This window comes from Croceitalea dokdonensis DOKDO 023, assembly GCF_001306415.1.
In the GTDB taxonomy this organism is placed as follows: domain Bacteria; phylum Bacteroidota; class Bacteroidia; order Flavobacteriales; family Flavobacteriaceae; genus Croceitalea; species Croceitalea dokdonensis.
The window spans coordinates 56,855-82,112 of the sequence record NZ_LDJX01000008.1; the positions used below are offsets into that span (position 1 = coordinate 56,855).

A 25,258-nucleotide genomic window follows, 5' to 3' on the forward strand; every position below is an offset into this window, starting at 1 on the left:
ATAAATGAAACGAACACCAAAAACAATGTACAAAAGTGTCTTTCTGTTTTTGCTATGCTTAGGCGTAAAGGCACAAATGACTTTAGATAAAGAAAAAATTGAGCATGCCATGGTTAGCGCCATGGAATGGCAAGAGGCGCATCCTATTTTTGCCCTCGCACCTACAGACTGGACCAACGGCGCCTACTACGTTGGCGTGACCAAAGCCCACGAAGCGACTAAAAACCCCATATTTTTGGCAGCCCTTAAAACTCAGGGCTATCGAAATGAATGGAAACCGCTTTACAGAACCTATCACGCCGACGATGTTGCAATTTCTTATTCGTATTTATATGCGAATGCTACCAGAAAGAACTTGGTGGATTTAGGGCCCACCAAAGCGTTTTTGGATACCCACCTTTATGAACCCAATAAATGGAAAGATGGAACAGACCCCAATAAGGAGAAAAAAATTCTTTGGTGGTGGTGTGATGCCTTGTTTATGGCGCCTCCTGTAATTACAGTATATGCCAAACAAACTGGTGAAGAAAAATATCTGGACGCAATGCACAAATACTACATGGAAACGTACAACCTACTCTATGACAAAAAGGAACAGCTTTTTGCAAGGGATACTAGGTACCAATGGGGCGTTAATGCAAAAGATTTAAAAGAACCGAACGGAAAGAAAATATTTTGGGCCCGCGGTAACGGCTGGGTATTGGGCGGACTTGCCCTAGTATTGACGGATTTGCCCCAAGACTACGAGCATCGTGATTTCTATGTCAACCTTTACAAAGAAATGGCTGCGAAAATCAAAGACCTACAACAGGAAGACGGCCTTTGGAGAACGAGTCTGCTTTCACCTGAATCATGGAATCATGGTGAGGTGAGCGCGAGCGGATTCTACACTTTTGCTTTGGCCTGGGGTGTGAACAACGGACTTTTGGATAAGGCGGAATATGCGCCAGCCGTAAAAAAAGCATGGAACGCCTTAGTGGCCTGCCAACACCAAAACGGTATGGTTGGCTGGGTACAAGATATTGGTGCCGATCCGCAACCTGCCACTGCGGATAGTTGGCAGAACTATGGAACCGGAGCATTTTTATTAGCTGGTAGCGAGTTGTTAAAAATGGACTAGTGCCCAGAAAAACCACCCTTTACTTTCTTGTCTTGCCGCTTTATTTGGTCTTTCTAGTGCAAGGCAATGCCCAACTGACCAATTTGGACTTTGAAAAGTTGGCAAAGGTGAAAACCGCCCTTGAGCATGGGGATGTTCATTATTTGCCGGCCTACAAAAGACTCATTAGAGAAGCGGATAAAGCTTTGGATGAAGGGCCTTTTTCGGTACTTCAAAAAAAAATGGTAGCGGCAAGTGGTGACAAGCAAGACTATTTGAGTTTGGCGCCTTATTGGTGGCCAGACCCAGAAAAAGAGAATGGCTTGCCCTGGATTCGTAAGGATGGCATTGTAAATCCCATGACCAAGGGTGATAACGTGGACGATCCCATCAAGGATAAAATGATCAACAACGTAAAAGTGCTCTCTTTGGCCTATTTCTTTTCCGGTAAGAAGATGTATGCCAAGAAGGTCCAGAAACTGCTCCAAGTGTGGTTTGTGGATTTGGATACCCGTATGAACCCTAACCTCAACTATGCCCAAGGGATACCGGGTAAAAATGATGGAAGGGGCTTTGGCATTATTGAGTTTTCCGGAATTTCCCACGTTATTACCGCTTTAGAGATCTTGGGGATGCAAAATCAGTTGGATTTAATGGTGGAAAAAGGGGTTAGAAAATGGTTGAAAGACTATTTGGTATGGCTACAGACCAGTGAATTTGGTGTTTTTGAAAAAACCAGAAATAACAACCATGGCTCGTTGTATGATGTGCAAGTTGTATCACTTCTACTATATCTTGGGAAAGAAAAAGAAGCCCAATTGGTTTTGAACACCGTTTTTGAGCAACGTATAAAGCATCAAATAGAGCCAGATGGGAGTCAGCCCCATGAACTAAAGCGTACCAAAGGGCTTACATACAGTATATTAAACCTATCCGCCTTGACAAAATTGGCTTTTTATGGAAGGAAATTAGGGGTGGAACTTTGGGAGCAAAGCTCAGAGGAAGGTGATTTACAAAAGGCCTATGATTTTTTATATCCCTATTTGGATGAAACAATATCTTGGCCTTACGAGCAACTGGGTGATATGGGGAGCGCTAGGGAGCGATTAAGAAGAATGTATGTGACATCTGGCAGTTTATTAAATGTTCCCTTGTATTGCAAGCTGGCTTCCGGACTGGAACGGACGGATGATGTACGGCAACTCCTATATCCTTGTTTCCTTTAAAATCAATTAACTTTAAGTCCACCTAAGAAGTAGAAACTAGCGCATGAAAAAATCAAACGATAAAGCACCAATAAGGGACCGTACCAATTCCCGTAGAAGTTTTTTAAAAACAACCGCCCTTGCCGCAGGTTTAATTACCATAGTTCCAAGGCATGTTTTAGGTAAAGGGTTTATTGCCCCCAGTGATAAAATAAATTTGGGGTACATAGGGCTAGGCAAACAAGGGGGTATTTTGGCCAATAAGTTTATGACCAATACCCAAGCACAGATTGTGGCAGGGGCAGAGGTCTGGACATCAAAAAGAAGGTGGTTCAAACAATTGGTAGAGGGCTATTATGCAGAAAAAAGGGGAGTTGCCGGGTATAACGGAATTAGGACCTATTTGCACTACCAGGAACTTCTGGAGCAGGATGGGTTGGATGCGGTTGTTATTGCCACCCCAGATCATTGGCATGCCCAACAGGCCATTGATGCCATGAAATCTGGAAAAGATGTATTTTGTGAGAAGCCTATGACCAATACCATAAAGGACGGTAGGGACATGGTAGATGCGCTTACCAAGTACGATCGCGTGTTGCAGGTGGGCAGTATGCAGCGCTCTTGGGCCAAATTTATCAAGGCAAATGAAATTGTAAAGTCTGGCAAGCTGGGTGAAATCAAAAAAGTACTCGTTAATGTCGGCGATCCCTATCGCACCTACGACCTTCCATTTCAAGAAACCCCAAAAGGGGTAGATTGGAACCTGTGGTGCGGCCCCGCCCCGCTCATCACTTATCACGATACCATTGCCCCGGAAGTGGTAAAAAATTATCCCGCATGGCGCGATTTTAAAGAAATTGGCGGAGGTAGATTGGCGGATTGGGGCACCCATATGTTTGATATCGCCCAGTGGTGCTTGGGCATGGACCGTACCGGCCCTGTCTCTTTTATACCTCCCAAAGACCCAAAGGCAACCAGGGGTCTGCGCATGTTTTATGAAAACGGAATTGAACTGGTGCATGAGGATTTTGGTCGTGGCTGGGCGGTTCGATTTATCGGTACCGATGGTAGTCTTGATGTAAGCCGAAGCTTTCTTGAAACCACACCGAGTTCAATTTTAATGCCTAATGGGGGAGATACCAAAGAACTATTTAAGGACCAAGGGAACCACTATCAAAATTGGTTGGACGCCATCAAAACCAGACAGCAGCCCATTTGTGACGTTGAAATTGGCCATCGTTCGGCCAGTCTTTGTCATATTGCAAATATCGCCTATGAACTTAATCGGCCCCTGCAATGGAACCCCAACAAAGAAAAATTTAAGGGGGACAAGCAAGCCAATCGGATGCGAAAACGAAAGAAGCGTAAATTTTAATAAAACAGCATCACCCTACCTACCAACGTATGCCAAAAATCATGATGAGATTTATATTTTTTTTAGCCCTTTCTCTTGCCATTGCTTGCTCCTCCAAGGCCACTGAAGACAATCTTATTGAAATGGAGCCCCGTGGGCCAGAAGGAACTGTGGATGAAGATGGGAATGGTTCTAGCGCACAAAACAGCGATCCCCTTTTTACCAATTCCATTGTTTCTACGGAAATAGATTTTATTAGGTCTGGTGATTCGGATAGTTTTTTATCCATTACCTATGAAGGCCAAGCAGAGAAAGAAATGCCCGATAGCAGAAACGATCAGCTTTTTGATACCGCCGCCTTTGTTTTTAAAGCTAACTTTTCAGCGGGTGTTACGGTTGAAATCTGGGCACACAGTAGTTTTGGCAATGAGAACGTAGCCAAGGAAAATGCGGATAAAATCGTAAATAGGTTAGGTAAACTGCCCCCGTTTATGCTAAATAAATTGTCTCATGTAGTTTTGCATAAAGGGGATGCAGGGGCCTTTGCAGAGTCAGAGTCCAATTTTTTTGTGGTCTACTCCGAGAATATTGATGTCCGTATTTCCAATAAGGATCTTGAGGAGACCGTTTTCCATGAAAGTGTCCATGCCACCTTGGATGCAGTGCATTTACAGCGTGCCGAGTGGAGAGACGCCCAACAAAGGGATGGAACCTTTATTACCCAATATGCCATGGAAAATGCGGATAAGGAAGATATGGCAGAGACCGCGTTGTTTGTGTATACCATGGTAAAACATCCGGGCAGATTAGCCCCAGATACGGAGGCTTGGGTCAGGACCAATATTCCGAACAGATATAATTTCCTAAAAACAATCTTTGAATAGCTTATGGCATCATTTCATTATGCATTTAAAATCAAGGACATTCCCTCTACCCGAAAATTTTATGTGGATATTCTAGGGTGTGAAGAAGGACGGTCCACGGAAAATTGGATCGATTTCAACTTTTTTGATAATCAACTATCTGCCCACGTGAGTACGGATTTTCCCAAATTGGATTATTGTGGCAAGGTTGATGGGATTAGCGTTCCAATTCCACATTTTGGCTGTCTTTTAGAGAAATCAGTCTTTGCAGAGGTTCAAGAACGATTGGAAAATGCAGGTATTGAATTTGTGATTAAGCCACAAACTAGATACAAGGGCAAAACAGGGGAACAAATGACCATGTTTGTTTTTGATTACAGCGGTAATCCGCTGGAATTTAAGTCTTTTTCAAATACGGATGAGGTCTTCAAGTAATGTTGTTCTGGGTTAATGCAAATACCATCCATCTAAAACCAATGTTCTTATGAAAAGGCTCGCTTTTAAAATGAAATTGAATCCAGGCCAAATAAAAGCCTACACGGAACGCCACAACCAGCTTTGGCCAGAGTTGAAGAAACTTCTAAAAGATGCCGGGGTCAGTGAATATTCCATTTTCTTTGACCAAGAGACCAATACCCTCTTTGCTTTTCAAAAAGTTTCTGGCGATGGGGGTTCCCAAGATTTGTCAGATCATCCAATTGTTCAAAAATGGTGGGCCTTTATGGCGGATATTATGGAAACCCATCCAGACAATTCCCCAGTTTCCAAACCGCTAAGCGAAGTTTTTTTTATGGAATGATGAATTTGGAATGCCTTACTTTTCCGAATCATCCGTTACCTCAAAGGATTTTATTTCCCGCACAGGAATACCTTCTGCCGTGATGCCCTCAACCATAATGGAATACAGACCGGATACATCACCGGTGTAAAATTTAAGGTTGGTAAACCCTTTTTTATCGACAATTGCATTAGGTTCCCAAAATAAGGTACTCCGGTAGTCCTCTTTTTGGTGCGAGGCCGTCTGAACTTCATAATCTGGACTATAAAATTCCCTCGTTTTGTAAAACCCCTGCACGATAAAATTAGCAATGTTGGGGAAATACCGGTTTTGGTCGGATGATATGCCCAAAGCCGATTTTGTGTAAATGGCAATGACCCCATTCCCGGCATTGCCAAAAAGCCCGGAGCCAAAGCCTGCTGCATTTCCATCTTTAAGAATATCGATGACGGCAATTTCGTTAGGGTTGATTTGGGCAAGGTCGCCACGTTCCACTTGGAAGCCATCCAATAAATACATGGGCGGTCCGCCACCACGTATGCTCAATCCATCCCGCGCTGCCCGCGCCCCTGGAATATTCAACAATAAATCTGCGGGCTGCAAGGCTCCTTTGCCAAAAATGGAATCAGTGTAAATACGTTGGTTGGGCAGCTGATAGCGGGTTAGGCCCTTTAACCTTTTTTCAACCTCTGCCCGTTTTGTCCGTTTTCTAGCTTCTACGGTTACCCCTTCAAGTGTAATGGTGCCAGCATTGAGCTCCATATCTAGCTGTCTTTTTTTGGCGGCCTGCTCCACATATTTTTTTGGTTGGTCTGGTACAATGGCTTCCTGATTTTTGTGGGCGATGTCACTTACTTCAATTGCCGGGGAACCGTCTTCAACGAATATTTTAAATTGATTTTCTGCCTCGCGCTCAGAAACCGTCATAGGCTCGCTCTGTATCATGCCTTTTATGGTGTCTTGAAATATGTAGGGGCCAAAAGTGAAGTTTCCCTTATTATCGGTTGCCTTCTTTTCACGAAAAAGGTTTTTTCCCAAAATATTGAAACTAACAAACGCCGGTCGCAATTGATATTGGTTTTTAAAGGCTGTGGTGCGCCCCTTGATTACAATTCCTTTTTCTGGTTCAAAACGTTGCGTTTGGGATTTGGTGCTATCCGAAAGTTCTTTCCAGACAAAGCGCCGCCACCCATGGGTGAGCATTAGGGCATCCAACAGGTATTTTCTTTTGGTATTTCTTTTTGCAAAAAAGAAGTGGGCATCGGGAACGGTGCCGCCCAAATCTGAATTGAGCAACAACCAACTTTTTATGGATTCTTTTTGGGATGACCGCAGTCTGGTTTGGTTGACCACGGCTACGGAAAAGCTGGCGAAGTTTTCTATTTTTCCAACAGATGCCATATCCAAGGTGAGGTCTACCCGTTCCCTTTTTTTGTAAGATGGTAGAACACTTCGGATGTCCAATAGGTTGTCATTATTAGGATTATCTATAAAACTTAAGCGTTCGCATACCGGTTCGCCCGTGGCGGTAAACAAGGTAAAGTGGGCCACTCCATCTTCCAAAGTGGTGGTATTGATTTTTACACTAAAGTTGTTGTCATTGGAGGATTCCATATGGTTTAGGAAGATACGTCCCCTGATATGACCAATGAGCAGCGTATTTTGTAATCCGCTAGTTAGATTACTTTCCACCCTGATTGTGATATGTTCTTTGGTATTTCGAACATGAAGAACGTACCCTTTTGACATGGGACTCGGCAACGGGTACTTTTTTGGGGTTTTTCCATCCAAAATGGCAAAATAGCGCTTCCCGGATTCAGGTTCATAGGTGAACTTGCCCAGTCCAAATTCATAGGTTTCAAATTGTTGGCTAACCGCACCGGCTTGGTCCACAATCCTACCGGAAAAAGCGAGGCCTTTGCCGGTCTTATCCGTAATTTTTACACCCATGGTATTTTGGAGTCCACTGACCAAATTCCCTCCCTCCGGGAAAAATCTGATATTTATGTTCGTGGTATCCACCCGTACGGCCTGTTTGGGAGTCTGATCGCGTTCATTTTTTAGGTTCCAAATGGTAATTGTTTTTGAAAAAGCCAAGGGTTCTGGTTCATTCAACATATAAGCAGTGTAGGCACGTAGCGTATAGCCGCCCTCTGATATGGTTTGGGGAATATCCAGATTTCCGTGCGCTCCCAAACCGTCAACAAATAATTTCTGTTTCGCAATAAGACTATCTCTTTCATTGAGCAATTCCAAATACACCACTTTGCTTTTATCGCTAATGCTATGGCTTACTCCATCTAACATATAAATCTTGTACCAAATGGTTTCCCCGGTCACATAGGTATCCTTATCCGAATGTATATAGGTCTTTTCTGGGCCTTTATGGGTGATGTAATGCTTTAATCTTTCCGCAATGGGGGGGTTATCCGCATCATTTTGCTGCGCCACGGCAGTGGTGAAAATTGATAGGGCCAACCCTATTACTAAAGCAATTACACGCTTCATGAACCCATTGGTTTTTTACTTCATTTCAAAAGTATACTTAAATTCAACCATCAATAATTGTACCTAAGGCGTTGCATTTGCCAATTATCACAAAACAGTACGGTACAGGATATGAATCTACGCATTACTTTTTATCATTGAGGCAATTGAATTAAGAACGAACAATTACCGCATGCGAAGAAGAAGTTTTACCCAACTTTCCGTTTTGGCCAGTATGGGCCTTTTAGTCCCCATGCACGCCTGCAAGGAGAATAAAAACCCAACGGATACTGCCGAACCGGAAACTTCATCTTTTGAAGCATTATCCGCTGAATTATTGGCAGAATGGTGTGATGCTATGCTGGCTACCCAAATAGATAAACCTGAAGATCCAACATTGCACGGTGCCTTGTTTTGTGATGCCTGCAACAGGATACATGGTAGATGTATGGATGCGGTGTATCCGTTTTTGTACATGGCAGATACCACCGGCGAGCAAAAATATGTAGATGCCGCAATCAACGTAATGGAGTGGTCTAAAAACGTATCAAAACCGGATGGTAGTTGGACGGTGGTTCCCAATCCTAAGACGTGGGCGGGCATCACGGTTTTTGGAGCCATTGCCTTAGGGGAGGCCTTACATCACCATGGCCATATTTTACCCGAAGAAATTAAAGTGGAGTGGACGGAGCGCTTAAAAAAGGCCGCTGAGTTTGTACATAAAAATTTTAATATCGATTACAGCCATACCAACTATCCCATCACCGCCGTATACGGATTGCATCTTTGGGGGGAACTATTTGATAATGAGGCCTACAAAGCACACGCTAGGCAATTGGCAGATGAATTTCCCAGTCGACTTACGCAGCCCAACCATATTATTTTTGGAGAGAACAAACCAGCTACTGAACCCAGCGAAAAGGGCCTGCTTCCTGTTGATTTAGGATACAATGTGGAAGAGACCCTCAACGGCATAGCCCTGTATGCAGTGGCGGTGAAAGATGATGAACTTTTGGCACTGGTGGAAAAATCGATGGAAAGCCATTTAGAGTTTATGTTGCCCGATGGCGCTTGGGACAATAGTTGGGGTACACGACAGAACAAGTGGAGTTATTGGGGCAGCAGGACCACAGATGGTTGCCAACCCGCTTTTTCGCTGATGGCAGATAGAAATGAGGCCTTTGGAACGGCAGCGTATTTAAGTACGGAACTATTGCAACGTTGTACGGTCGACGGGCTTTTGGCAGGTGGCCTGCACTATGAAAAACACGGTGTTCTGCCATGTTTACATCATACGTTTGCCCACGCCAAATCGCTTGCCTTTGTATTGGACAATAGTGAGCAACTTCCAGAAATCACCAAATCGAAACCAGTACCCCGTAGTTTGGAATATGGCATCAAGCATTTTGAGGACCTTGCGGTTTGGTTGGTGTCCACTGGTCCATGGCGGGGCACGGTTTCGGCCAATGATGTGGTCTTTAAAAAACCCTTGTCACAGGCCGCTACAGGAGGTTCCCTTGCCGTGCTTTGGCACGAAAAAGTAGGGCCTTTGTTTACGGCGAGTATGGCAGAATACCTTTTGGTGGAACCCTACAACCAACAACCGCAACCCAATGGTGAAGACTTTGCATTGACCCCCAGAATGGAAGTATTTAAAAAAGACCAATGGTATACCAATTTGTATGACCTAAAAGCCGACGTTTTGGCAAGTGATGCCCCAGGAAAGTCAGTTGTCAGCGTAAAAACACAGCTCACCAATAAAGAACAAAAAAAACTAGCTGATGCCCAATTCTATCTTACCTATAGCTTTGAAAAGGAGACCATGAAAATCAGCACCATGAGTACCAGTTGGAATGAGGAAATGGCCCTTGTCTCGTTGGTGCTTCCCTTAATATCCCCAAACCATGAAAAAGTGACCCAAGTTTCGGAGGAACAAATAGAGATAGAAAAAGAAGGGGGCACTGTCGTTGTTTCAGCCAACGCTCCAATGAGCATAAAAAAGACCAAAAGAAATAGGATATTCAATATGGTGCCCGGTATGGAAGCCATACCCATTACCATTGACTTTACCGGAGCCATCGAGAAGGTGGTCTGTACCATTTCCGTGCGCTAAGCTTGGGCTTGCCTGAAAGAGCAGGACGGTTCTGCAGTTTTATAGTTGTAAACTTGAAAATGAACAATCGGTTTAAGAAATCCATAGGAAATGAATTCGATGCGAAGCGATGGATACCACTGATTCCACTGCTATTTTTGGCGGTTATCGCAGTTTCCCAAAACGCGAATACCGAACAAAAACCCAATATACTTTTTATAGCCGTTGATGACCTTAGACCGGAATTGAATGTGTACGGGGCCAACCACATTCAATCTCCCAATTTGGATAAATTGGGGGCAGAAAGCATGGTATTTGAGCGGGCGTATTGCAATATTCCAGTCTGTGGTGCCTCAAGGGCGAGTATTATGACAGGGCTTCGGCCTACTTGGAATCGCTTTATAGACTATAAAACCCGCAAAGATGAGGAAGCCTCTTCGGTTCCTTCGCTCCCCTATACTTTTAAAAAATCGGGCTACAAAACGGTATCTATCGGTAAAGTTTACCATAATAGGAATGACGACAAAAAGGCATGGGATTACATTTGGCATCCGGGCTTTGAAAATAGGGGCTATGTCCTACCTAAAAACATCAAGTACAATCAAAAAGGGGACAACGGGCCGGCCTATGAAATGGCAGACGTATTGGATACGGCTTATGCCGATGGCAAAATTGCCAACAAGGCCATCGCCGATATCAATGAGCTGAGCAAAAGCAATCAACCCTTCTTTTTGGCAGTAGGCTTTATGAAACCCCATTTGCCCTTTACAGCACCTAAAAAGTACTGGGATTTATACGATAGCAACGACATCCAATTGCCCAAAAATTTTAGCCAACCTGAATCCACACCTTCAAAAGCGTTTCATAGTTATGGCGAACTAAGACAATATCAAGATATCCCCAAAAGGAAAGAGGGCGATGTGGATGAAGAACAGGCAAAAACCCTCATTCATGGCTATTATGCCGCTGTGAGTTATGTGGATGCGCAGATTGGTCGTGTATTACAAGAACTTGATAGGCTCGGTCTTTCCGAAAATACCATCGTCGTTCTTTGGGGCGACCATGGCTGGAACTTGGGCAACCATAAAATTTGGTGCAAGCACAGCACGTTTGAATCCTCGCTCAGGACACCACTATTCTTAAAAGTTCCGGGTAAAACCGAGGGTCAGCATAGTAAGGACATTGCCGAGTTTATCGATATCTATCCCACTTTATGTGACTTGACCAAGATTGAAAAACCAAAACATTTAGATGGGATTAGTCTGAAGCCAATACTGGAAGGAAAGCGTTCCGATAAGGATTATGCCGTGTCCAAATTTAAAGATGCCGTCGCCTTGATAAAGGGCGATTTGTTCTACACGGAATGGCTTAATGAAAAGGGAGAAATCCAAGAACGAATGCTGTTTGACCATAGTACTGACCCGTGGGAATTGGAGAACCTTGCGGAACAGGCTTCCCATAAGGCTACGGTAAAACAACTTTCAAAAGAGTTAAGGGAAAAATGGGGTGATGAATTTTACAAGGAGGTCGAATAGCACATGACTAGCGAGATTGAACATATAAAGAGTCTTTTCTGTATTTCGTGTCGATGCGCGGTGTTGATTTCATTATTCATATTCATATCAAGTTGTCAGCATCAGAAGAAAAATCAAGAGACTGCCGAGAAAACCGAGGCTATTGATGTCCCTAAAGAACTACCCAATATTGTTTTCTATTTGGCCGATGACCAAGATGTGTATGATTACGGTTGTTATGGCAACGATAAGGTACACACCCCAGCAGTCGATAAATTGGCACAGGAGGGGATGCTCTTTGAAAATGCGTTTACGGGCCAAGCCATTTGCGCCCCTAGCCGTTCGCAATTGTTCACGGGTAAATATCCGCTTAGAAACGGGTGCTTTGTCAACCATACTTCTACTTACGATGCTATTGAAAGTGTGACCAGTTATTTGGGGGCGTTGGGTTTTGATGTGGTGCTTGCAGGAAAAAGTCACGTAAAACCATCCAGTGTTTATCAATGGGACAAAGAATGGAAACCCGTTGAAAAAGAAGGAAGTCCGCGCGATTATATTCCTATGGATAGTATAGCTTCCTACATGGCAAACGCTAAGAAGCCCTTTTGTATGTTCATTGCATCAATGTTTCCCCACGGGAAATATTTTGATGTACCACCGAAGAATGCTGAAGACCTCCAATTTTATCCTTTCGATGAAGCCAAAAAAACAGATGAAGCCTACAGAAAAAAGAGGTCTGGCTACTACCGAAGCATAGCGGAAGACAATACGCAATTGGAGTTTGTGCTGGAGCAAGTAGATGAACACCTGAGCGACGATACCTTATTTATTTATAGTGCCGACCATGGCGTTTCTGGAAAGTTTACCGTCTATGACCGTGGCCTAAAGGTTCCCTTTATTGCTAGGTGGCCTGGTGTCATCAAATCTGGAACGCGTTCAAAAGCCTTGGTTCATTATACGGATGTATTGCCCACGCTTATGGAGATTGCTGGTGCAACATCCAAAACTGATTTTGACGGAAAAAGTTTTCTGCCAATTTTAAAGGGAAGTCAAGAAGAAATCCATGAGTGCGTGTACGGGGTGCAGACCAATCAAGGGATTTTGTCCGCTGCGATTTTTCCTGCTCGAATGATTCGCGACAAAAAGTACAAATACATCAGAAACTTTAATTCGGTCGAAGTGATGGAGCAGAACTTCACGGATAATCCATATGTGAATGCCTTTATTGAGATTGGGGCCAAAAAATTTAAGGATAGTCCGTTTGAAGAACTCTATGATATTCAGAACGACCCATTTGAAACCAATAATTTGGCGAAGAATCCCAAGTTTCAAACAGAAAAACAAAGACTCTCCCAAGATTTACTAAAATGGATGGAAACCCAAGACGATATCCTTTCAGAACACTCGGGGATGCCATTGATAAAGACAAAACGATTTGATTTGGACAAGGACCGGGAAACTTTGAGAGTTCCCGATAGTCTACAAAACGTACTAAAGAAAGAGGATTACACCGTTTTTAAAAGTTAAAATACAATCAGAATAAACAGGAAAATTAATCACAATTAATACAAATAAGAAAATCAAAGCATGAGTAAAACATATAAAATAGCAGTGGTCAATGGAGATGGCATCGGTAACGAAATAGTGCCAGCAGGGGTTTCCATTATTAAGGAGGTTGCCAAAAAGTACAATTTTGAGGTAGAGACCGAAGACTTTTCTTGGGGTGCCGGACATTACGTAAAGCACGGCGAGTTCATGCCGGAAAACGGTATCGAGACCCTTAAAAAATTTGACGCTATCTATTTTGGTGCCGTCGGTCTTCCTGAGGTAGACGATACCCTTCCAGCCAGAGACTATACATTTAAAGTCCGTACGGAGTTGCATCAGTATGTCAACTATCGCCCGGTAAAATTATTCTCAGGAGTGCAAAGTCCGCTACGTGATAAAACCAAAGCCGATATCGATTTTATCATCCTAAGGGAAAATAACGAAGGAGAATTTGTACAAAACGGTAAAATCTTCTATCCCGATACGCCCAACGGCTGTGCTGTAGATACCAGTATGGTTACACGTTTAGGCGTGGAGCGCATTGCACATTATGCCTTTAAATTGGCACGTACCCGAGGTAAAAAAGTGACCAACGTTACCAAATCCAACACCTTAATTTATAGCCTTGGCTTTTGGGACAAGGTGATGCAAGAGGTGGCGGACCAATACCCAGATGTGGAATACAGTAAAATGTATGTAGATAATGCTTCGGCCAGTTTTGTGTTGAAACCTGAGGTTTTTGATGTGATTGTGACCACAAATATGATTGGGGATATCCTTTCTGATTTGGGAGGTGCCATCATGGGCAGTTTGGGCCTTGGCGGAAGCGGAAACATCAATCCAGAAAAAGACTTTCCGTCCATGTTTGAGCCCATTCATGGTTCAGCTCCTGACATTGCAGGACAGAACATTGCCAACCCTATCGGCCAAATTTGGTCGGCAGCTATTATGTTGGAGCATTTGGGAGAAAAAGCCGCTGCGGATAATATCGTTGAAGCCATAGAACATGCCACGACAGGGGGCGATTTGACCAAGGATTTAAAAGGCAACGCGTCTACATCTGAAATTGCAGAACGCATCAGTTCCTTCATCAATAGTTAGTTTTTATGGAAGGCTTTGGGGACAAAAAAATCATTGATTTAACACTGACCTTGACCAATGAGATGAACGGGGTGTCCATCACCGAGGCCCGGAATTTGGCCAAAGATGGATGGAACGCCAGTACGCTGGAATTGTATTCCCATGTTGGCACCCATATGGATGCCCCTTTGCATTTTGAGGTCAACTCCCAAAGTATTGATGAAATTCCGGTTGCGCGGTTTATTTCCAAAGCTTGGGTGGTGGATTTGTCCCATATTGGTCCTAGCGGATTAATCACCGTGGCCGATATGGCACCCATCGCAGCTACCATTCAGAAGGGTGAAAGTGTCATTTTGCAGACCGGGTGGAGCAAGAAAGTAGGGACCAAAGGTTATCGTGACGAATTGCCCAGAATCAGCAAAGAGTTGGCTTTATGGTTGGGCGAAAAAGGGGTAGGCCTCTTGGGCGTGGAACCTCCATCCGTAGCTGATGTGAATAATATTGATGAAGTGACCGAAATCCACACTATCCTCATGAAAAATGATATTTTGATTGTGGAGGGCCTTACCAATTTGGACCAATTAAGCAAGTCACAAGTAACCTTAATAGCTACACCGTTAAAGATTTTACGGGGTGATGGTGCACCGGCCAGGGTATTGGCTTTGGAATAGAACTATGAACGATGAAATTTTACAGTCGATAGCTGAAGGGGCCCTATTAAAAGGCCATCAAAGCGAGGTGCGTGACTATTTGGAAAAGTATCCGCATAGCATCGTCATTTTGGATGATGACCCCACTGGCACCCAAACGGTGCAAAACATTCCTGTGGTTACCAACTGGTCCGAGCAAACGCTGGAAAAGGAATTGATGCAAAGTCCAGTTTTCTTTGTGCTGACCAATTCCAGAGCACTGCAAAAGAAGGAAGCCGAAGATTTGGCAGAAACCTTGGGCCGTCGATTGAAACTATTGGCCGATAAGCACGATAAAAAGCTAATTGTTATCAGTCGGAGCGATTCCACACTGCGGGGCCATTATCCTGGCGAAGTGGAAACTTTGGCAAAAGCCTTGGGAATGAAAGAAGCCAAACATGTTTTTATCCCGGCTTTTTTTGAAGGTGGCAGGTACACCTATAAAGATGTGCACTATGTTCGGGAAGGCGATGAATTTATTCCAGCGGCCGATACTCCTTTTGCAAAGGACAATTCTTTTGGATATACCCATTCCAACCTGCGTGATTATGTATTGGAAAAATATGCGGATGGATTGCATCCTGATGGTATTAGTACGGTTCCAATTGAAGCGTTGCGAACAAATGGAACAATTGACGAATTCAAAAGCCACTGCACAGTGGTGAATGCCACATCACATGCCGATTTGGAAGCTTTTGCACTGGCAGCACTGAATTCGGGAGAAAATTTAGTATACCGCACCGCTGCTTCCTTTGTCAATGCCATTAGTGGACAAAGACCTGCACCGCTATTGGAAAAGGAGGCTTTTCAGAGCTTGCATCAAACTGGTGCTTTAGTCGTAATCGGTTCTTATGTACCCAAGACCACCGCACAATTGAAGATTTTAAAAGATAAGTATTCCGCTGAATACATGGAATTGGATGTCGACTCCATTTTTGAGGATGACAATCTGCAACAGACCCTCCTGAAAAAGGCAGCGGTAATTGATGGATTACTACGCAATGGAAGCAATGTGGTACTCTACACCAGCCGAAAGGTGAAAGAAGGTCGCAGCACTCAAGAAAGTCTACAAATCGTCAATCTAGTATCCGGGGCGTTGACCACTCTTGTGGGGATGGTCACCGTACAACCTAAGTTTATTTTGGCCAAAGGAGGCATAACCTCCAGTGATGTAGCAGTGAAGTCTTTAAAAATACAAAGGGCCACTGTTCTGGGGCAACTTGTTAAAGGCGTACCGGTTTGGCAGGCAGATAAAGAAGCTAAGTTTCCTGCTATTCCTTACATCGTTTTTCCCGGAAATGTGGGCGCAACAGCAGATTTGTACAACGCATTAAAAAAACTGGAATGAGCTCAGAGAATTATTTTCCAAAACGATATTTTATGGTGGCCGGTACTTTTTTGCTGGCGCTATTACTCTACATAGACCGCATCTGTATTTCGGTGGCCAAAGAGCCCATTTCGTCTAGTTTGGACCTCAGTGATAAGCAAATGGGTTGGGTCTTGGCCGCGTTTTCATTGGGCTATGCATTCTTCCAGACACCATCCGGGCTGATGGCCGACAGATATGGGCCACGTAAAATATTGGCAGGCATCGTCACCATTTGGTCTGCGTTCACTGCACTTACGGCAGTCGCTTGGAATTTTAGTTCCCTCTTGGTGGTTCGTTTTCTTTTTGGATCTGGTGAAGCGGGGGCATTCCCGGGAATGTCCAGGGCCATTTACAATTGGTTTCCGTTAAAGGAAAGGGGTGTGGTCACTGGTATCAACTTTTCAGGTTCACGATTGGGAGCTGCGTTTGCACTTCCGCTTGTGGCCTGGATGATAGAGGATTTAGGTTGGAGGGCTACCTTCCTTATATTAGGTGGCATTGGGGTGGTCTGGGCCGCTGGATGGTATCTCTTGTTCAGGGATAGACCAGAGGACCATAAAAGCATCTCTGAGGCGGAGAAGGCATTTATTCTTTCCAACAGACAGGACAAAAAAGTATCCTTGGCAAAAGAGAAAATCAGTTTTCGCCAGCTTTCAAAATCGAAGAACATGTGGCTCGCCATGGGGCAGTACTTCTGTAGTAACTTTACCTTCTTTTTTGCATTGACCTGGTTGTTTCCCCATATCAAAAAAGAATACGGTCTAGAAACGGTAGAGGCGGGATTGTACACTGCGGTTCCTTTGATATTTGGGGCATTCGGAAATTGGTTCGCCGGCTGGTTGATTGACCGTATTTTCAAAAAAGGGGACTGGGACAGGTCTCGAAGGTTACCTGCCGCTCTAGGTTTTGCACTGGCAGCCATCGGTCTGGTGGGCAGTATTTTTATGGACAGTGCCATGGGTGCCATTCTATTATTGAGCATCGCCATTTTCGGGGCCGATATGACCTTGCCGCCCTCGTGGGCCTTTTGTGTGGATATTGGAAAGAAAAATGCAGGTGCCATTTCCGGTACCATGAATATGGCGGGAAATATAGGTGCCTTTATCACAGCACTTTTATTTCCGTATCTTTTGGATTGGACTGGGGCCACAACACTCTTTTTTATTGTCGGAGCCATTTTGAATATTATTGCGATTTTCTTGTGGTCCAAAATGCGGCCCCAATATCACTTTACTGAATATTAAATGAAAAAACTAAGAGCAGTTGCTGTAGGCATAGGGTACTTTAGCAGGTTTCAGTATGAAGCTTGGTCAAGGTTGGATGAGGTAGAATTAACTGCCATTTGCGGCAGGGATTTAGAGCGGACAAAAGCCTTCGCAGCGAACTACGGTGTGTCAAATGCCTACATCGATGTTAATGAAATGCTAGAGCAAGAAAAGCCTGATTTCATTGACATTATCACCCCACCAGAAACCCATTTGGAGTTCTGCAGATTGGCGGCCCAGAAGGGGGTGCATAGTATTTGCCAAAAGCCACTGGCGCCAACCCTTGGGGAAGCAGAAAAAATTGCAGCATTGACTAGCAAACATGGCGTACGCATCATGGTGCATGAAAATTTCCGATTTCAACCCTGGCATCGGGAAATCAAAAAATTACTGAACCAAAATATAATCGGCGATCAATTGCTTGCACTACAATGGCGTATGCGTATGGGTGACGGTTGGCAAGAAGATGCCTATATGAACCGTCAACCCTATTTCAGGGTGATGAAGCAACTTTTGATGTACGAAACAGGAGTACATCTTATTGACGTGCTGCGTTATTTTGGAGGGGAAATCCATCAGGTATTTGCCAAATTGAAACGCTTTAACAAGAATATTAAAGGGGAAGACACGGCTATTGTATTATGCGATTTTTCAAATGGTGGTACTGCAGTTATAGATGCGGGTCGTTATCATGAAAGTACCTGTGCAAATCCAAGATTGACCTTTGGCGAGGTCAGAATTGAAGGCAATAAAGGGGTTATTCACCTTCTTGAGGATGGTACAATTACCATTAAACTTCTAGGTCAGTCAGAAACCGTGCATCCGTATACTTTTGAGGACAAGAATTTTGCCGGGGATTGTGTGTATGCCACCCAAAAACACTTTATAGCACAATTGATTTCCGGTGAGCCATTTGAAACCGATGTAACAGATTACCTCAATAATATCGTGATAATGGAAAAGGCTTATGAGTCTAATAGGGTAGGGCAACCCATCCGGATTTAGTTTCAATCAAATTGATTACTGAAAGATATTTTATTCTACTCGGTACTTATACATCTGCAAACTAGAAGGATTATCCATTTGAATTTCTTCCGAAAGTTTGGTCAAAAGTCCTGTTTCCCTATCGCGTTTGAATAATACGATGTTATCACTAAACTGATTGGCCACCAATAAATACTGGCCAGAAGGGTCCAAACAAAAATTTCTGGGGTGTTTGCCATAGGTGGGTTCATGGCCCACTAAAGTTAATTTACCGCTGTTTTGATCAATGGAAAAGATGCCAATAGAGTCTTCTTTGGGACCGCGATTGGAGGTGTATAGAAACTTTCCATCAGGAGAAATATGAATATCAGCCGCTCGATAGATTTCTTGATTTGTTGCATAAGAGGGATAGTCTTCCAGGAACACCAAATCACCATCTGAATATTGGTAGGCCGTAACTTTTCCGCTCAACTCGGAAATCCCATATCCAAATGTTCCATTGGGATGAAAGGTAAAGTGCCTAGGACCGCTACCTGGTTTTACGGAAATTTCTTTTGATGGCCGTAATCGTAAAGGACCTGCATCTGTATCAATTACCTTAAATGCACGTATTTTATCGGCCCCTAAATCCTGTCCGAATAAAAACTGACCATCAGGCGAAAAATTGGTGGAATGTAAATGGGCGGCATCCTGTCTTCCTTTTACAACACTACTATCCTTAAATTCTAACAGTTGGTGATGGGGTCCCAAACTTCCATCTGAATTGATGTTGAATACCGAGATTCCGGCATCCGTGTAATTGGAATTTACCAAATATCTACCACTGGGGTGTAGAGAAAGATGTGCTGGATTTCTACCTCCCGAATCCTGCATGTTCAGTAGCTTTAATTTTCCCGATAGAGAGTCCACCGAAATAGCCGCTACCTTGCCATGGGTGGGCAACTGACTTTCTAGGACGGAATAGAGAAAATGGCCATGGTTTCCTATTTTTAAATAGGACGGGTTTATGGTGTTTTTTTCTTCGTGGAGCAATGTTGTTTCCCCTGTGTCCGTATTAATTGCATACACATGAATTCCAGCATCGGGTTTGCCATCAGTAAAACTACCTACGAACAACAGCGTGTGCCCTGATTTGGAAACGCATCCAAAAATGATACTGGTACATAAGAGGTAGAAAATATTTTTTAGTTTCATTACGGATACATATTTGTGCAAACATCTGCGGTTATAGCCATAGCAGGGGATAACGTATGGGCATATTTCTTACGACTTCGGGGCTGTCAAAATCCGCACTTAAGCGCTGCCATAACTCAAGATAAGAGGTGCGTTTCAATGCTTTTCCGGAAAATAGCAAAGCGGGGTGTCTTACGGGCCACTCTTCCCAGAAAAGGACATCTTGCCCATATGGCCATTGCTCTTTGTTTTTTATATAGGGATATAGAAAGGTCATTCCTTTTTCCATACTTCTTCCGTTTATAGTATACTTAAATATAGTGCTGTCAGTTTTGGATAAGACCTGGGCTATGCCAGACATGATATCCAAGTTAAAAAGCGAGTATCCATATGGTTTTGTACGCTTTAACTCCAAAGGAAAGCTGCCATTTTCATCCATTTGGCAGGGCAGTAGCACTTCTTTGAACTTACCTTCCACATAGGTCATCATTTCTCGGTTGCCAGTAAATTCCGAGAAAACTGCGGCCTGTAAAAACCAGCAGGCGCCATGGTTGTTGTCTTTGGCCTGTTCCGAAATGCCATACGGATGTGTGTCCATCCAATGAAGATAATCTGCAAACCAACTGCGTAAATCCCCAATATCTTCTTCTGTAAGCGCTCCGGAATTCTGAATGGCCAAAATGGCTTTGACCACATCCAATAGTTGGATGGTATCTATGATGCCAATGCCCCGGCCAGTGACCTTACCTTTTATGGCTTGGGCATAGGTTAAGTGGGGGTTCATTTTAGTAGACGGGTCAATAAACCAAGCCTTTAGATGCGGCACTAATTGATTGGCATAGGCAGTATTTCCTGTTACAAGGTAGGCCGATGCCAATGCACCACAAATTTGGCTCAGTCTTATCATGGCATACCTATGGGCCGTAAAATTATCGGGATTTGTAACCCCATCTTTACGAATGTAAGGCCCATTAGGATTTTCCGGATCTGGCCACCAATAATCACCTTCCGAATAAAAATCATGGATGCCACCAGCACTTCTTTCGCTTATAGCAGCGGTAACGGTTATCGGTTGGGCATTAGCATATTTTTCGGCCAATGCCAATACGCGCTCTTTTTCTTGGTCAAATAAGGGGTCGTTAAAAGGGGATGGGGTAGGGGCGCACCCTATGAGCAAAAGCCCAAAATAAAATAAATATCTTTTTTTTATAGGGGGTCGATTCAATTTTGTTTGTCCTTTTCTCATATTAAAGGTAACCCAAGTATTCAATGTTATCTAGATTTTTTTCGGTGGCCTTTTCGTAAAGTTCATAGACCAATCCGTCTTTTAAGCCCACCCGTGGCACTAAAATTTGGTCGCTGCCCATTTCTTTGAGCACCCGTAAATAAATCTCTGATGCTGGGATGATGACATCGGCACGGTCCGGATTCATTTTAAGAATGGACATGCGTTCTTCTAGTGTAAATTCTTTGACATAGGCGCGTAACGCTTTGAGTTCGGCATACGATATTGCAGAACCGTGGGTCTTGTTGGCCAATTTGAACAAACGATTGATGTTGCCGCCGGTGCCAATGCCCACAATGTTTTTTTGTCTATGGAAAGGGGTGCTTTGCAACCAAGCGCCCATGGTCTTAAAAGTGGCTGCCCGTTCTTTCGACGATAAGGTACGTACCGAACCTATTTTGAACGACTTGCTTTTGACCAAGGCGTTTCCATGGAGCAGGTTAATTTCCGTACTACCACCACCAACATCAATGTGTACATATTTTTTTTCCGATAAGGTGGGTCTTATCGCTTTGTTCAAGATACGTGCTTCTTTTTTTCCGTTGATGATATGGATGTTTAAGCCAACTTCTTCTTTGATTTGTTTTTGAATCAGTTCACCGTTGGAAGCCTCTCGCATCGCTGAGGTTGCCACCGCATAATAGTCTTGCACCTCGTAAAGGTCAATGAGATGCTTAAACGCACTCATAAGGGTGATCAACCGTTCTTGGGTGCCAGGCGTAATTTCTCCATGCGTAAATACATCCTTACCCAATCGCAACGGAAATCGTAGCAGTTGAAGGTTCTTAAAACTGACAAGGTCATTGTCTTCATAGACCTTGATGACCTGAAGCCGAATAGCATTTGAACCAATATCTACCGAGGCTAGTTTCATGGCTTTTTACTACAAATTATGGGTTGTATCCATCATTTTAAATGTAGGGGTGTTTTTATAGGAAATCATCATGTACCATCCTGCCCAATGCATTGGGCAAAGGAACTTTGTTAAGGTATACGCCCATAGGTACTCAATGTAACCACGCTTTTCATTAAAAAATGGTATAAAAATTCCCTAAATCAGCACGATGGCAACGATTTAGGGAATTTTATTTGTTCAACGGAAAGCTTCAAATAGCTTAGATGCCCAATGCTTGACCACCTCCAATTTGAATTGTTTCAGCCGTTATAAAAGATGCGTCTTTACTTGCTAAAAAGGCAATAACACCTGCTACATCTTCTGGTTGACCCAACCTACCCAACATGATATTATTGGCCCAAGAAGCAAATACTTCTGGCTTGGTGGTTTTTATTTGTTTGTGGAAATCGGTATCAATTGTACCAGGCGATACTGCATTTGCTCTAATACCGTACTCGGCCAAATCTTTGGCCAAAGCTCTGGTTATGGCATGCACTCCTGCTTTAGAGGTACCGTAAATACCAGCCCCCGGTCCGCCAGCCGTCCATCCAGCATTGGAGGTATAGTTTATGATTGATGGATGTTCCCCTTTTTTTAAATAAGGTATAGCTGCTCTAGAGGCAAAAAAGACCGAATCTAAATTTAATGCCATGACAAACCTGTAAAAATCAGTGGTCATTTCCTCAAATCGTGAACGACCGCCAAGTCCGCCCGCATTATTGACCAAAACATCAATTTTACCATATTTTTCTCCTATGGCCACAATGTTTGATGTTACCGCTTCTTCCTTGGTTACATCAAAACCTCGGTATTCAGCCGTTATACCTTGAGCGGTCAGTTCTTTGACCCTTTCGGCGCCCTCCTCATCATTAATACCGTTTAAAACAACAGTGTAACCTTCTGTACCTAATCTTTTAGCTACCTCGAAACCAATGCCACCTGTGGCACCCGTAACGACAGCTATTTTTCCTTTATTGCTCATATTCAATCGTATAAAATTTAATTTTAAAGTCTTTTACTGTTCTTTCAGCGGTTCAATTTTAGGGCACAACAGCCATACCGCTATTAAAGCCATGATAGCTAATGCACCACCAATTAAAAACGCTGAAGTATAATTTCCCCCGGTGGTCAACATTGGTACTAGAATGGTTAAACCAAAAGCAGCCAGTTTTGCCGCAGTTCCTGCGAAACCCGACAGTGTTCCCACTACCTTTCCACTGAACATATCACTGGGAAGGGTCTGAACATTGCCAATTGCGGTTTGAAACCCGAAGAGTAATACAGCCATGATGATTACTGCATTAAATGCAGAACCGGGTGCTTTTAGTAAAAAGAAGCAAGGTATCATAATGACGCACCCTAAAGTAATCACCATTTTTCTAGTTTTATTGACCGACCATCCTGAACTTAATCTATTTTGGGCCAGAATACCACCAAACCAGGCTCCTAACATGGCGCCAACATAAGGCACCCAAGCTGAAAAGGCAATTTCTTTGACATCCAGACCGAAAACCTCATTGAGGTATAGGGGAATCCAAACTATGAATAACCACCATATAGGGTCTATTGCGGCAGAAGCCAAAATCACACCCCAACTTTCTTTATGTTTAAGTAATTTACCTGTTGAAGGGTTGTATCCGTCATCAAAATTACCGTCTTCATCAAGATCTTGATTTTGTTGCCCTGATAAGATGTAATTTTTTTCATCTTCAGATAACCAAGGATGTTTTTCTGGTGATGATTTTACAATGTAAAGCCATGGCAACAACCATAAAAAACCGATGAGCCCTACGCAGATAAAAATATATTGCCACGATAAGTAGACCGAGAGCAAACCGATAATAGGATACGCTACGATTCCACCCACAGCGGCACCAGAATTAAATATTCCTTGGGCAAAAGCTCTTTCTTTTGTAGGAAACCATTCTGCATTGGCTTTGGCTGCGCCTGGCCAATTACCTGCTTCTGCAATTCCGAGAATGGACCTAAAAATCGAAAAACTAAGTAGCCCTTGCGCCATGGCATGAATCATGGTGGCAAATGACCAAACACCTATGGATAGTGCAAAACCTATACGCGTGCCGACCCAGTCGAATATTTTCCCGAATATCGTTTGGCCAGCAGCATAGGAAAGGATAAAGACTGCCGATATGGTGCCATAAATGGCCTTGGTACCATCAGCATCCATATCGGGGAATAACTCTTTTGCAATATCGGGCCACAGTGCACCAAAAGCCTGCCGGTCAATATAATTTATCACAGCGGCCAAGGCAACAAGCCCTACTACCCACCATCGTAAACCCTTAGTTTTCATATTTTTAGTTGGTCTTTAATTTCTAGTTCTTATTTTACTCTAAATGACAGTACCTTAAATGTTGTAACAGTATTGGTACAAGGTTTTAAAATGTATTTTCATTTTAGCCCTTGCCATTTTAGGGTTCCGTTCTTTAATGGCGTTGAAAATTTCTTGATGTTCTTGAATCCCCTTTTGTGCTAGATTTTTGTCACAAACATGGTATTTTTCAAAATTGGTGATGATTTCAGGAGTAATGATCAACATAAAGGTATTCATGGTGCTGTTACCACTGGCCTTGGCAATGGCCAAATGAAAAAGCAAATCTTCTTGTACCGCATCTTCGCCATTTAAAACTTTTTCTTTGTAGGCATCTAAAGCTTTTTGGAGCATTACCAAATCTTCTTCGATACGCCGTAAAGAGGCTAGTTTTACGGCTTTTAATTCCAATAGTATTCGGGTTTCCACCAAAGACTTAAAATCAGGATCTTCAAGTTTAAGGATATCTTCTATCATGCCGTTCATGGCAATTTGTCCAATATCGGCAACGAAGGTTCCGCTTTGGGGCTTCGATTTCAAAAGGCCATAAAATTCCAATTTTTGAATCGCCTCTCTTATACTGCCTCTGCTCACACCAAACTTCTCTGATAACATACGTTCAGAGGGTAGTTTATCTCCAGGTTCAAGATTCTTGTAATTCATTAAATCCCTGATTTTAGAGATGATTTCATTTTGAGTTTCTTGGTTCTCTGATTTTGTAAGTAATTCTAACCTCATAAAATGACTAACTTTCTGCGAATTGGTTACCAATTATATCTTGTTGCTTCCTATTTTAAAAAAATAATACTAAGCCCCTTTTCAGCCTAATGATGAAAACAAGTCTTGTGTGCGTTGAATTTTCTATTTATCGCTAAAATACGACGGCCCCTCGCCAGTTAAGAAATCTTCCCGTACTGGACTAAACGTATCGATCAATTCCCCTTCTTCCAAGCAAACCGCACTGTGCATTAAATTAGGTCCAATATATACGCCATCTCCTGCTTCAACGATTTTCTTTACGCCATCAATCTCAAATTCAAACTTACCTGATACACAATACGTTGCTTGGGTATGAAAATGCTGATGTGGCGCTCCTAAGGCTCCCTTTTCAAATTTCACTCGTACCATCATGATTTGATTGTCATAACCCAAGAATTTTCTTGAAACTCCGCCGCCTAAATTTTCCCACTCCAATTCTTTTGCGATGATATACTTTTCACTAAATCTGTTCATAATATGATTTCTT

The 25,258-nt window shown here is 43.2% G+C and carries 22 protein-coding genes; 14 read left to right on the plus strand and 8 right to left on the minus strand.

Annotation, left to right across the window (positions count from 1 at the left end; all coding sequences use genetic code 11):
- Positions 1–4: 4 nt before the first annotated feature.
- From I595_RS15245 to rhaM, 6 genes are read left to right on the plus strand one after another with little or no spacing between them, the layout of a single operon-like run.
- Positions 5–1,120 carry a glycoside hydrolase family 88/105 protein gene (locus tag I595_RS15245; protein ID WP_157449774.1) on the plus strand — a complete coding sequence of 372 codons (1,116 nt, stop codon included), beginning with the start codon at positions 5–7 and terminating at the stop codon, positions 1,118–1,120.
- A complete protein-coding gene (locus tag I595_RS15250; RefSeq protein WP_054560313.1) occupies positions 1,120–2,325 on the plus strand; it encodes an alginate lyase family protein in 1,206 nt (401 codons plus the stop codon). Before I595_RS15245 ends, I595_RS15250 begins: the two co-directional genes overlap by 1 nt.
- A gap of 43 nt (positions 2,326–2,368) precedes the next feature.
- Positions 2,369–3,679: a Gfo/Idh/MocA family protein gene (locus tag I595_RS15255; RefSeq protein WP_054560314.1), complete on the plus strand. Its 1,311-nt coding sequence runs from the start codon at positions 2,369–2,371 to the stop codon at positions 3,677–3,679.
- A 41-nt stretch (positions 3,680–3,720) separates the two neighbouring features.
- The gene (locus I595_RS15260; RefSeq protein WP_157449775.1) at positions 3,721–4,542 is read left to right on the plus strand and encodes a hypothetical protein; all 822 of its coding nucleotides are present in this window, start codon (positions 3,721–3,723) and stop codon (positions 4,540–4,542) included.
- Between the two features lie 3 nt (positions 4,543–4,545).
- Complete coding sequence (locus tag I595_RS15265; protein ID WP_054560316.1) at positions 4,546–4,956, plus strand: VOC family protein; 411 nt, start codon at positions 4,546–4,548, stop codon at positions 4,954–4,956.
- 49 nt (positions 4,957–5,005) lie between these two features.
- Positions 5,006–5,320, plus strand: a complete 315-nt coding sequence (rhaM, locus tag I595_RS15270; RefSeq protein WP_054560317.1) for an L-rhamnose mutarotase — start codon at positions 5,006–5,008, stop codon at positions 5,318–5,320.
- Positions 5,321–5,335: 15 nt separating this feature from the next.
- Here the strand turns inward: rhaM and I595_RS15275 are convergent, their stop codons facing one another.
- Positions 5,336–7,807, minus strand: coding sequence for a TonB-dependent receptor plug domain-containing protein (locus I595_RS15275; protein ID WP_054560318.1), 2,472 nt, complete (start codon positions 7,805–7,807; stop codon positions 5,336–5,338).
- Between the two features lie 172 nt (positions 7,808–7,979).
- Between I595_RS15275 and I595_RS15280 the strand changes: the two genes are divergently transcribed.
- The 8 genes from I595_RS15280 to I595_RS15315 are packed head-to-tail and all read left to right on the plus strand — an operon-like array spanning position 7,980 to position 18,348.
- Complete coding sequence (locus I595_RS15280) at positions 7,980–9,899, plus strand: ulvan lysase-like protein (protein ID WP_054560319.1); 1,920 nt, start codon at positions 7,980–7,982, stop codon at positions 9,897–9,899.
- Between the two features lie 59 nt (positions 9,900–9,958).
- The gene (locus tag I595_RS15285; protein ID WP_083467636.1) at positions 9,959–11,413 is read left to right on the plus strand and encodes a sulfatase; all 1,455 of its coding nucleotides are present in this window, start codon (positions 9,959–9,961) and stop codon (positions 11,411–11,413) included.
- Between the two features lie 60 nt (positions 11,414–11,473).
- A complete protein-coding gene (locus I595_RS15290) occupies positions 11,474–12,919 on the plus strand; it encodes a sulfatase family protein (RefSeq protein WP_245628309.1) in 1,446 nt (481 codons plus the stop codon).
- Between the two features lie 60 nt (positions 12,920–12,979).
- Positions 12,980–14,041, plus strand: a complete 1,062-nt coding sequence (locus I595_RS15295; RefSeq protein WP_054560320.1) for an isocitrate/isopropylmalate dehydrogenase family protein — start codon at positions 12,980–12,982, stop codon at positions 14,039–14,041.
- 5 nt (positions 14,042–14,046) lie between these two features.
- Complete coding sequence (locus I595_RS15300; RefSeq protein ID WP_054560321.1) at positions 14,047–14,691, plus strand: cyclase family protein; 645 nt, start codon at positions 14,047–14,049, stop codon at positions 14,689–14,691.
- Between the two features lie 4 nt (positions 14,692–14,695).
- Positions 14,696–16,057 carry a four-carbon acid sugar kinase family protein gene (locus I595_RS15305; RefSeq protein WP_054560322.1) on the plus strand — a complete coding sequence of 454 codons (1,362 nt, stop codon included), beginning with the start codon at positions 14,696–14,698 and terminating at the stop codon, positions 16,055–16,057.
- On the plus strand, positions 16,054–17,322 hold the full coding sequence (locus I595_RS15310) for an MFS transporter (RefSeq protein ID WP_054560323.1): 1,269 nt from the start codon (positions 16,054–16,056) through the stop codon (positions 17,320–17,322). Before I595_RS15305 ends, I595_RS15310 begins: the two co-directional genes overlap by 4 nt.
- Positions 17,323–18,348 carry a Gfo/Idh/MocA family protein gene (locus I595_RS15315; protein ID WP_054560324.1) on the plus strand — a complete coding sequence of 342 codons (1,026 nt, stop codon included), beginning with the start codon at positions 17,323–17,325 and terminating at the stop codon, positions 18,346–18,348. It abuts the gene before it with no gap.
- A 30-nt stretch (positions 18,349–18,378) separates the two neighbouring features.
- Here I595_RS15315 and I595_RS15320 read toward each other — a convergent pair whose 3' ends face one another.
- The 7 genes from I595_RS15320 to I595_RS15350 form a co-directional block, all read right to left on the minus strand.
- Positions 18,379–19,521: a lactonase family protein gene (locus I595_RS15320; RefSeq protein ID WP_054560325.1), complete on the minus strand. Its 1,143-nt coding sequence runs from the start codon at positions 19,519–19,521 to the stop codon at positions 18,379–18,381.
- Between the two features lie 31 nt (positions 19,522–19,552).
- Positions 19,553–20,677 carry an alginate lyase family protein gene (locus tag I595_RS15325; RefSeq protein ID WP_217997198.1) on the minus strand — a complete coding sequence of 375 codons (1,125 nt, stop codon included), beginning with the start codon at positions 20,675–20,677 and terminating at the stop codon, positions 19,553–19,555.
- A 70-nt stretch (positions 20,678–20,747) separates the two neighbouring features.
- Positions 20,748–21,659 (minus strand): Ppx/GppA phosphatase family protein, encoded by a 912-nt coding sequence (locus I595_RS15330; protein WP_054560327.1) that lies wholly within the window; start codon positions 21,657–21,659, stop codon positions 20,748–20,750.
- Positions 21,660–21,900: 241 nt separating this feature from the next.
- Positions 21,901–22,662 carry an SDR family NAD(P)-dependent oxidoreductase gene (locus I595_RS15335; RefSeq protein WP_054560328.1) on the minus strand — a complete coding sequence of 254 codons (762 nt, stop codon included), beginning with the start codon at positions 22,660–22,662 and terminating at the stop codon, positions 21,901–21,903.
- A 33-nt stretch (positions 22,663–22,695) separates the two neighbouring features.
- Positions 22,696–23,994 (minus strand): MFS transporter, encoded by a 1,299-nt coding sequence (locus tag I595_RS15340; RefSeq protein WP_054560329.1) that lies wholly within the window; start codon positions 23,992–23,994, stop codon positions 22,696–22,698.
- A 54-nt stretch (positions 23,995–24,048) separates the two neighbouring features.
- Positions 24,049–24,750 carry a FadR/GntR family transcriptional regulator gene (locus tag I595_RS15345; RefSeq protein ID WP_054560330.1) on the minus strand — a complete coding sequence of 234 codons (702 nt, stop codon included), beginning with the start codon at positions 24,748–24,750 and terminating at the stop codon, positions 24,049–24,051.
- Between the two features lie 123 nt (positions 24,751–24,873).
- Positions 24,874–25,245: a cupin domain-containing protein gene (locus I595_RS15350; RefSeq protein WP_054560331.1), complete on the minus strand. Its 372-nt coding sequence runs from the start codon at positions 25,243–25,245 to the stop codon at positions 24,874–24,876.
- Positions 25,246–25,258: the final 13 nt, after the last annotated feature.

Coding starts and splice junctions, on each gene's coding strand:
- I595_RS15305 (WP_054560322.1), top strand. CDS start 14,696: ATGAACGATGAAATTTTACAGTCGATAGCTGAAGGGGCCCTATTAAAA.
- I595_RS15275 (WP_054560318.1), bottom strand. CDS start 7,807: ATGAAGCGTGTAATTGCTTTAGTAATAGGGTTGGCCCTATCAATTTTC.
- I595_RS15260 (WP_157449775.1), top strand. CDS start 3,721: ATGATGAGATTTATATTTTTTTTAGCCCTTTCTCTTGCCATTGCTTGC.
- I595_RS15320 (WP_054560325.1), bottom strand. CDS start 19,521: ATGAAACTAAAAAATATTTTCTACCTCTTATGTACCAGTATCATTTTT.
- I595_RS15350 (WP_054560331.1), bottom strand. CDS start 25,245: ATGAACAGATTTAGTGAAAAGTATATCATCGCAAAAGAATTGGAGTGG.
- I595_RS15265 (WP_054560316.1), top strand. CDS start 4,546: ATGGCATCATTTCATTATGCATTTAAAATCAAGGACATTCCCTCTACC.
- I595_RS15300 (WP_054560321.1), top strand. CDS start 14,047: ATGGAAGGCTTTGGGGACAAAAAAATCATTGATTTAACACTGACCTTG.
- I595_RS15285 (WP_083467636.1), top strand. CDS start 9,959: ATGAACAATCGGTTTAAGAAATCCATAGGAAATGAATTCGATGCGAAG.
- rhaM (WP_054560317.1), top strand. CDS start 5,006: ATGAAAAGGCTCGCTTTTAAAATGAAATTGAATCCAGGCCAAATAAAA.
- I595_RS15255 (WP_054560314.1), top strand. CDS start 2,369: ATGAAAAAATCAAACGATAAAGCACCAATAAGGGACCGTACCAATTCC.
- I595_RS15280 (WP_054560319.1), top strand. CDS start 7,980: ATGCGAAGAAGAAGTTTTACCCAACTTTCCGTTTTGGCCAGTATGGGC.
- I595_RS15245 (WP_157449774.1), top strand. CDS start 5: ATGAAACGAACACCAAAAACAATGTACAAAAGTGTCTTTCTGTTTTTG.
- I595_RS15295 (WP_054560320.1), top strand. CDS start 12,980: ATGAGTAAAACATATAAAATAGCAGTGGTCAATGGAGATGGCATCGGT.
- I595_RS15345 (WP_054560330.1), bottom strand. CDS start 24,750: ATGAGGTTAGAATTACTTACAAAATCAGAGAACCAAGAAACTCAAAAT.
- I595_RS15310 (WP_054560323.1), top strand. CDS start 16,054: ATGAGCTCAGAGAATTATTTTCCAAAACGATATTTTATGGTGGCCGGT.
- I595_RS15340 (WP_054560329.1), bottom strand. CDS start 23,994: ATGAAAACTAAGGGTTTACGATGGTGGGTAGTAGGGCTTGTTGCCTTG.
- I595_RS15335 (WP_054560328.1), bottom strand. CDS start 22,662: ATGAGCAATAAAGGAAAAATAGCTGTCGTTACGGGTGCCACAGGTGGC.
- I595_RS15330 (WP_054560327.1), bottom strand. CDS start 21,659: ATGAAACTAGCCTCGGTAGATATTGGTTCAAATGCTATTCGGCTTCAG.
- I595_RS15315 (WP_054560324.1), top strand. CDS start 17,323: ATGAAAAAACTAAGAGCAGTTGCTGTAGGCATAGGGTACTTTAGCAGG.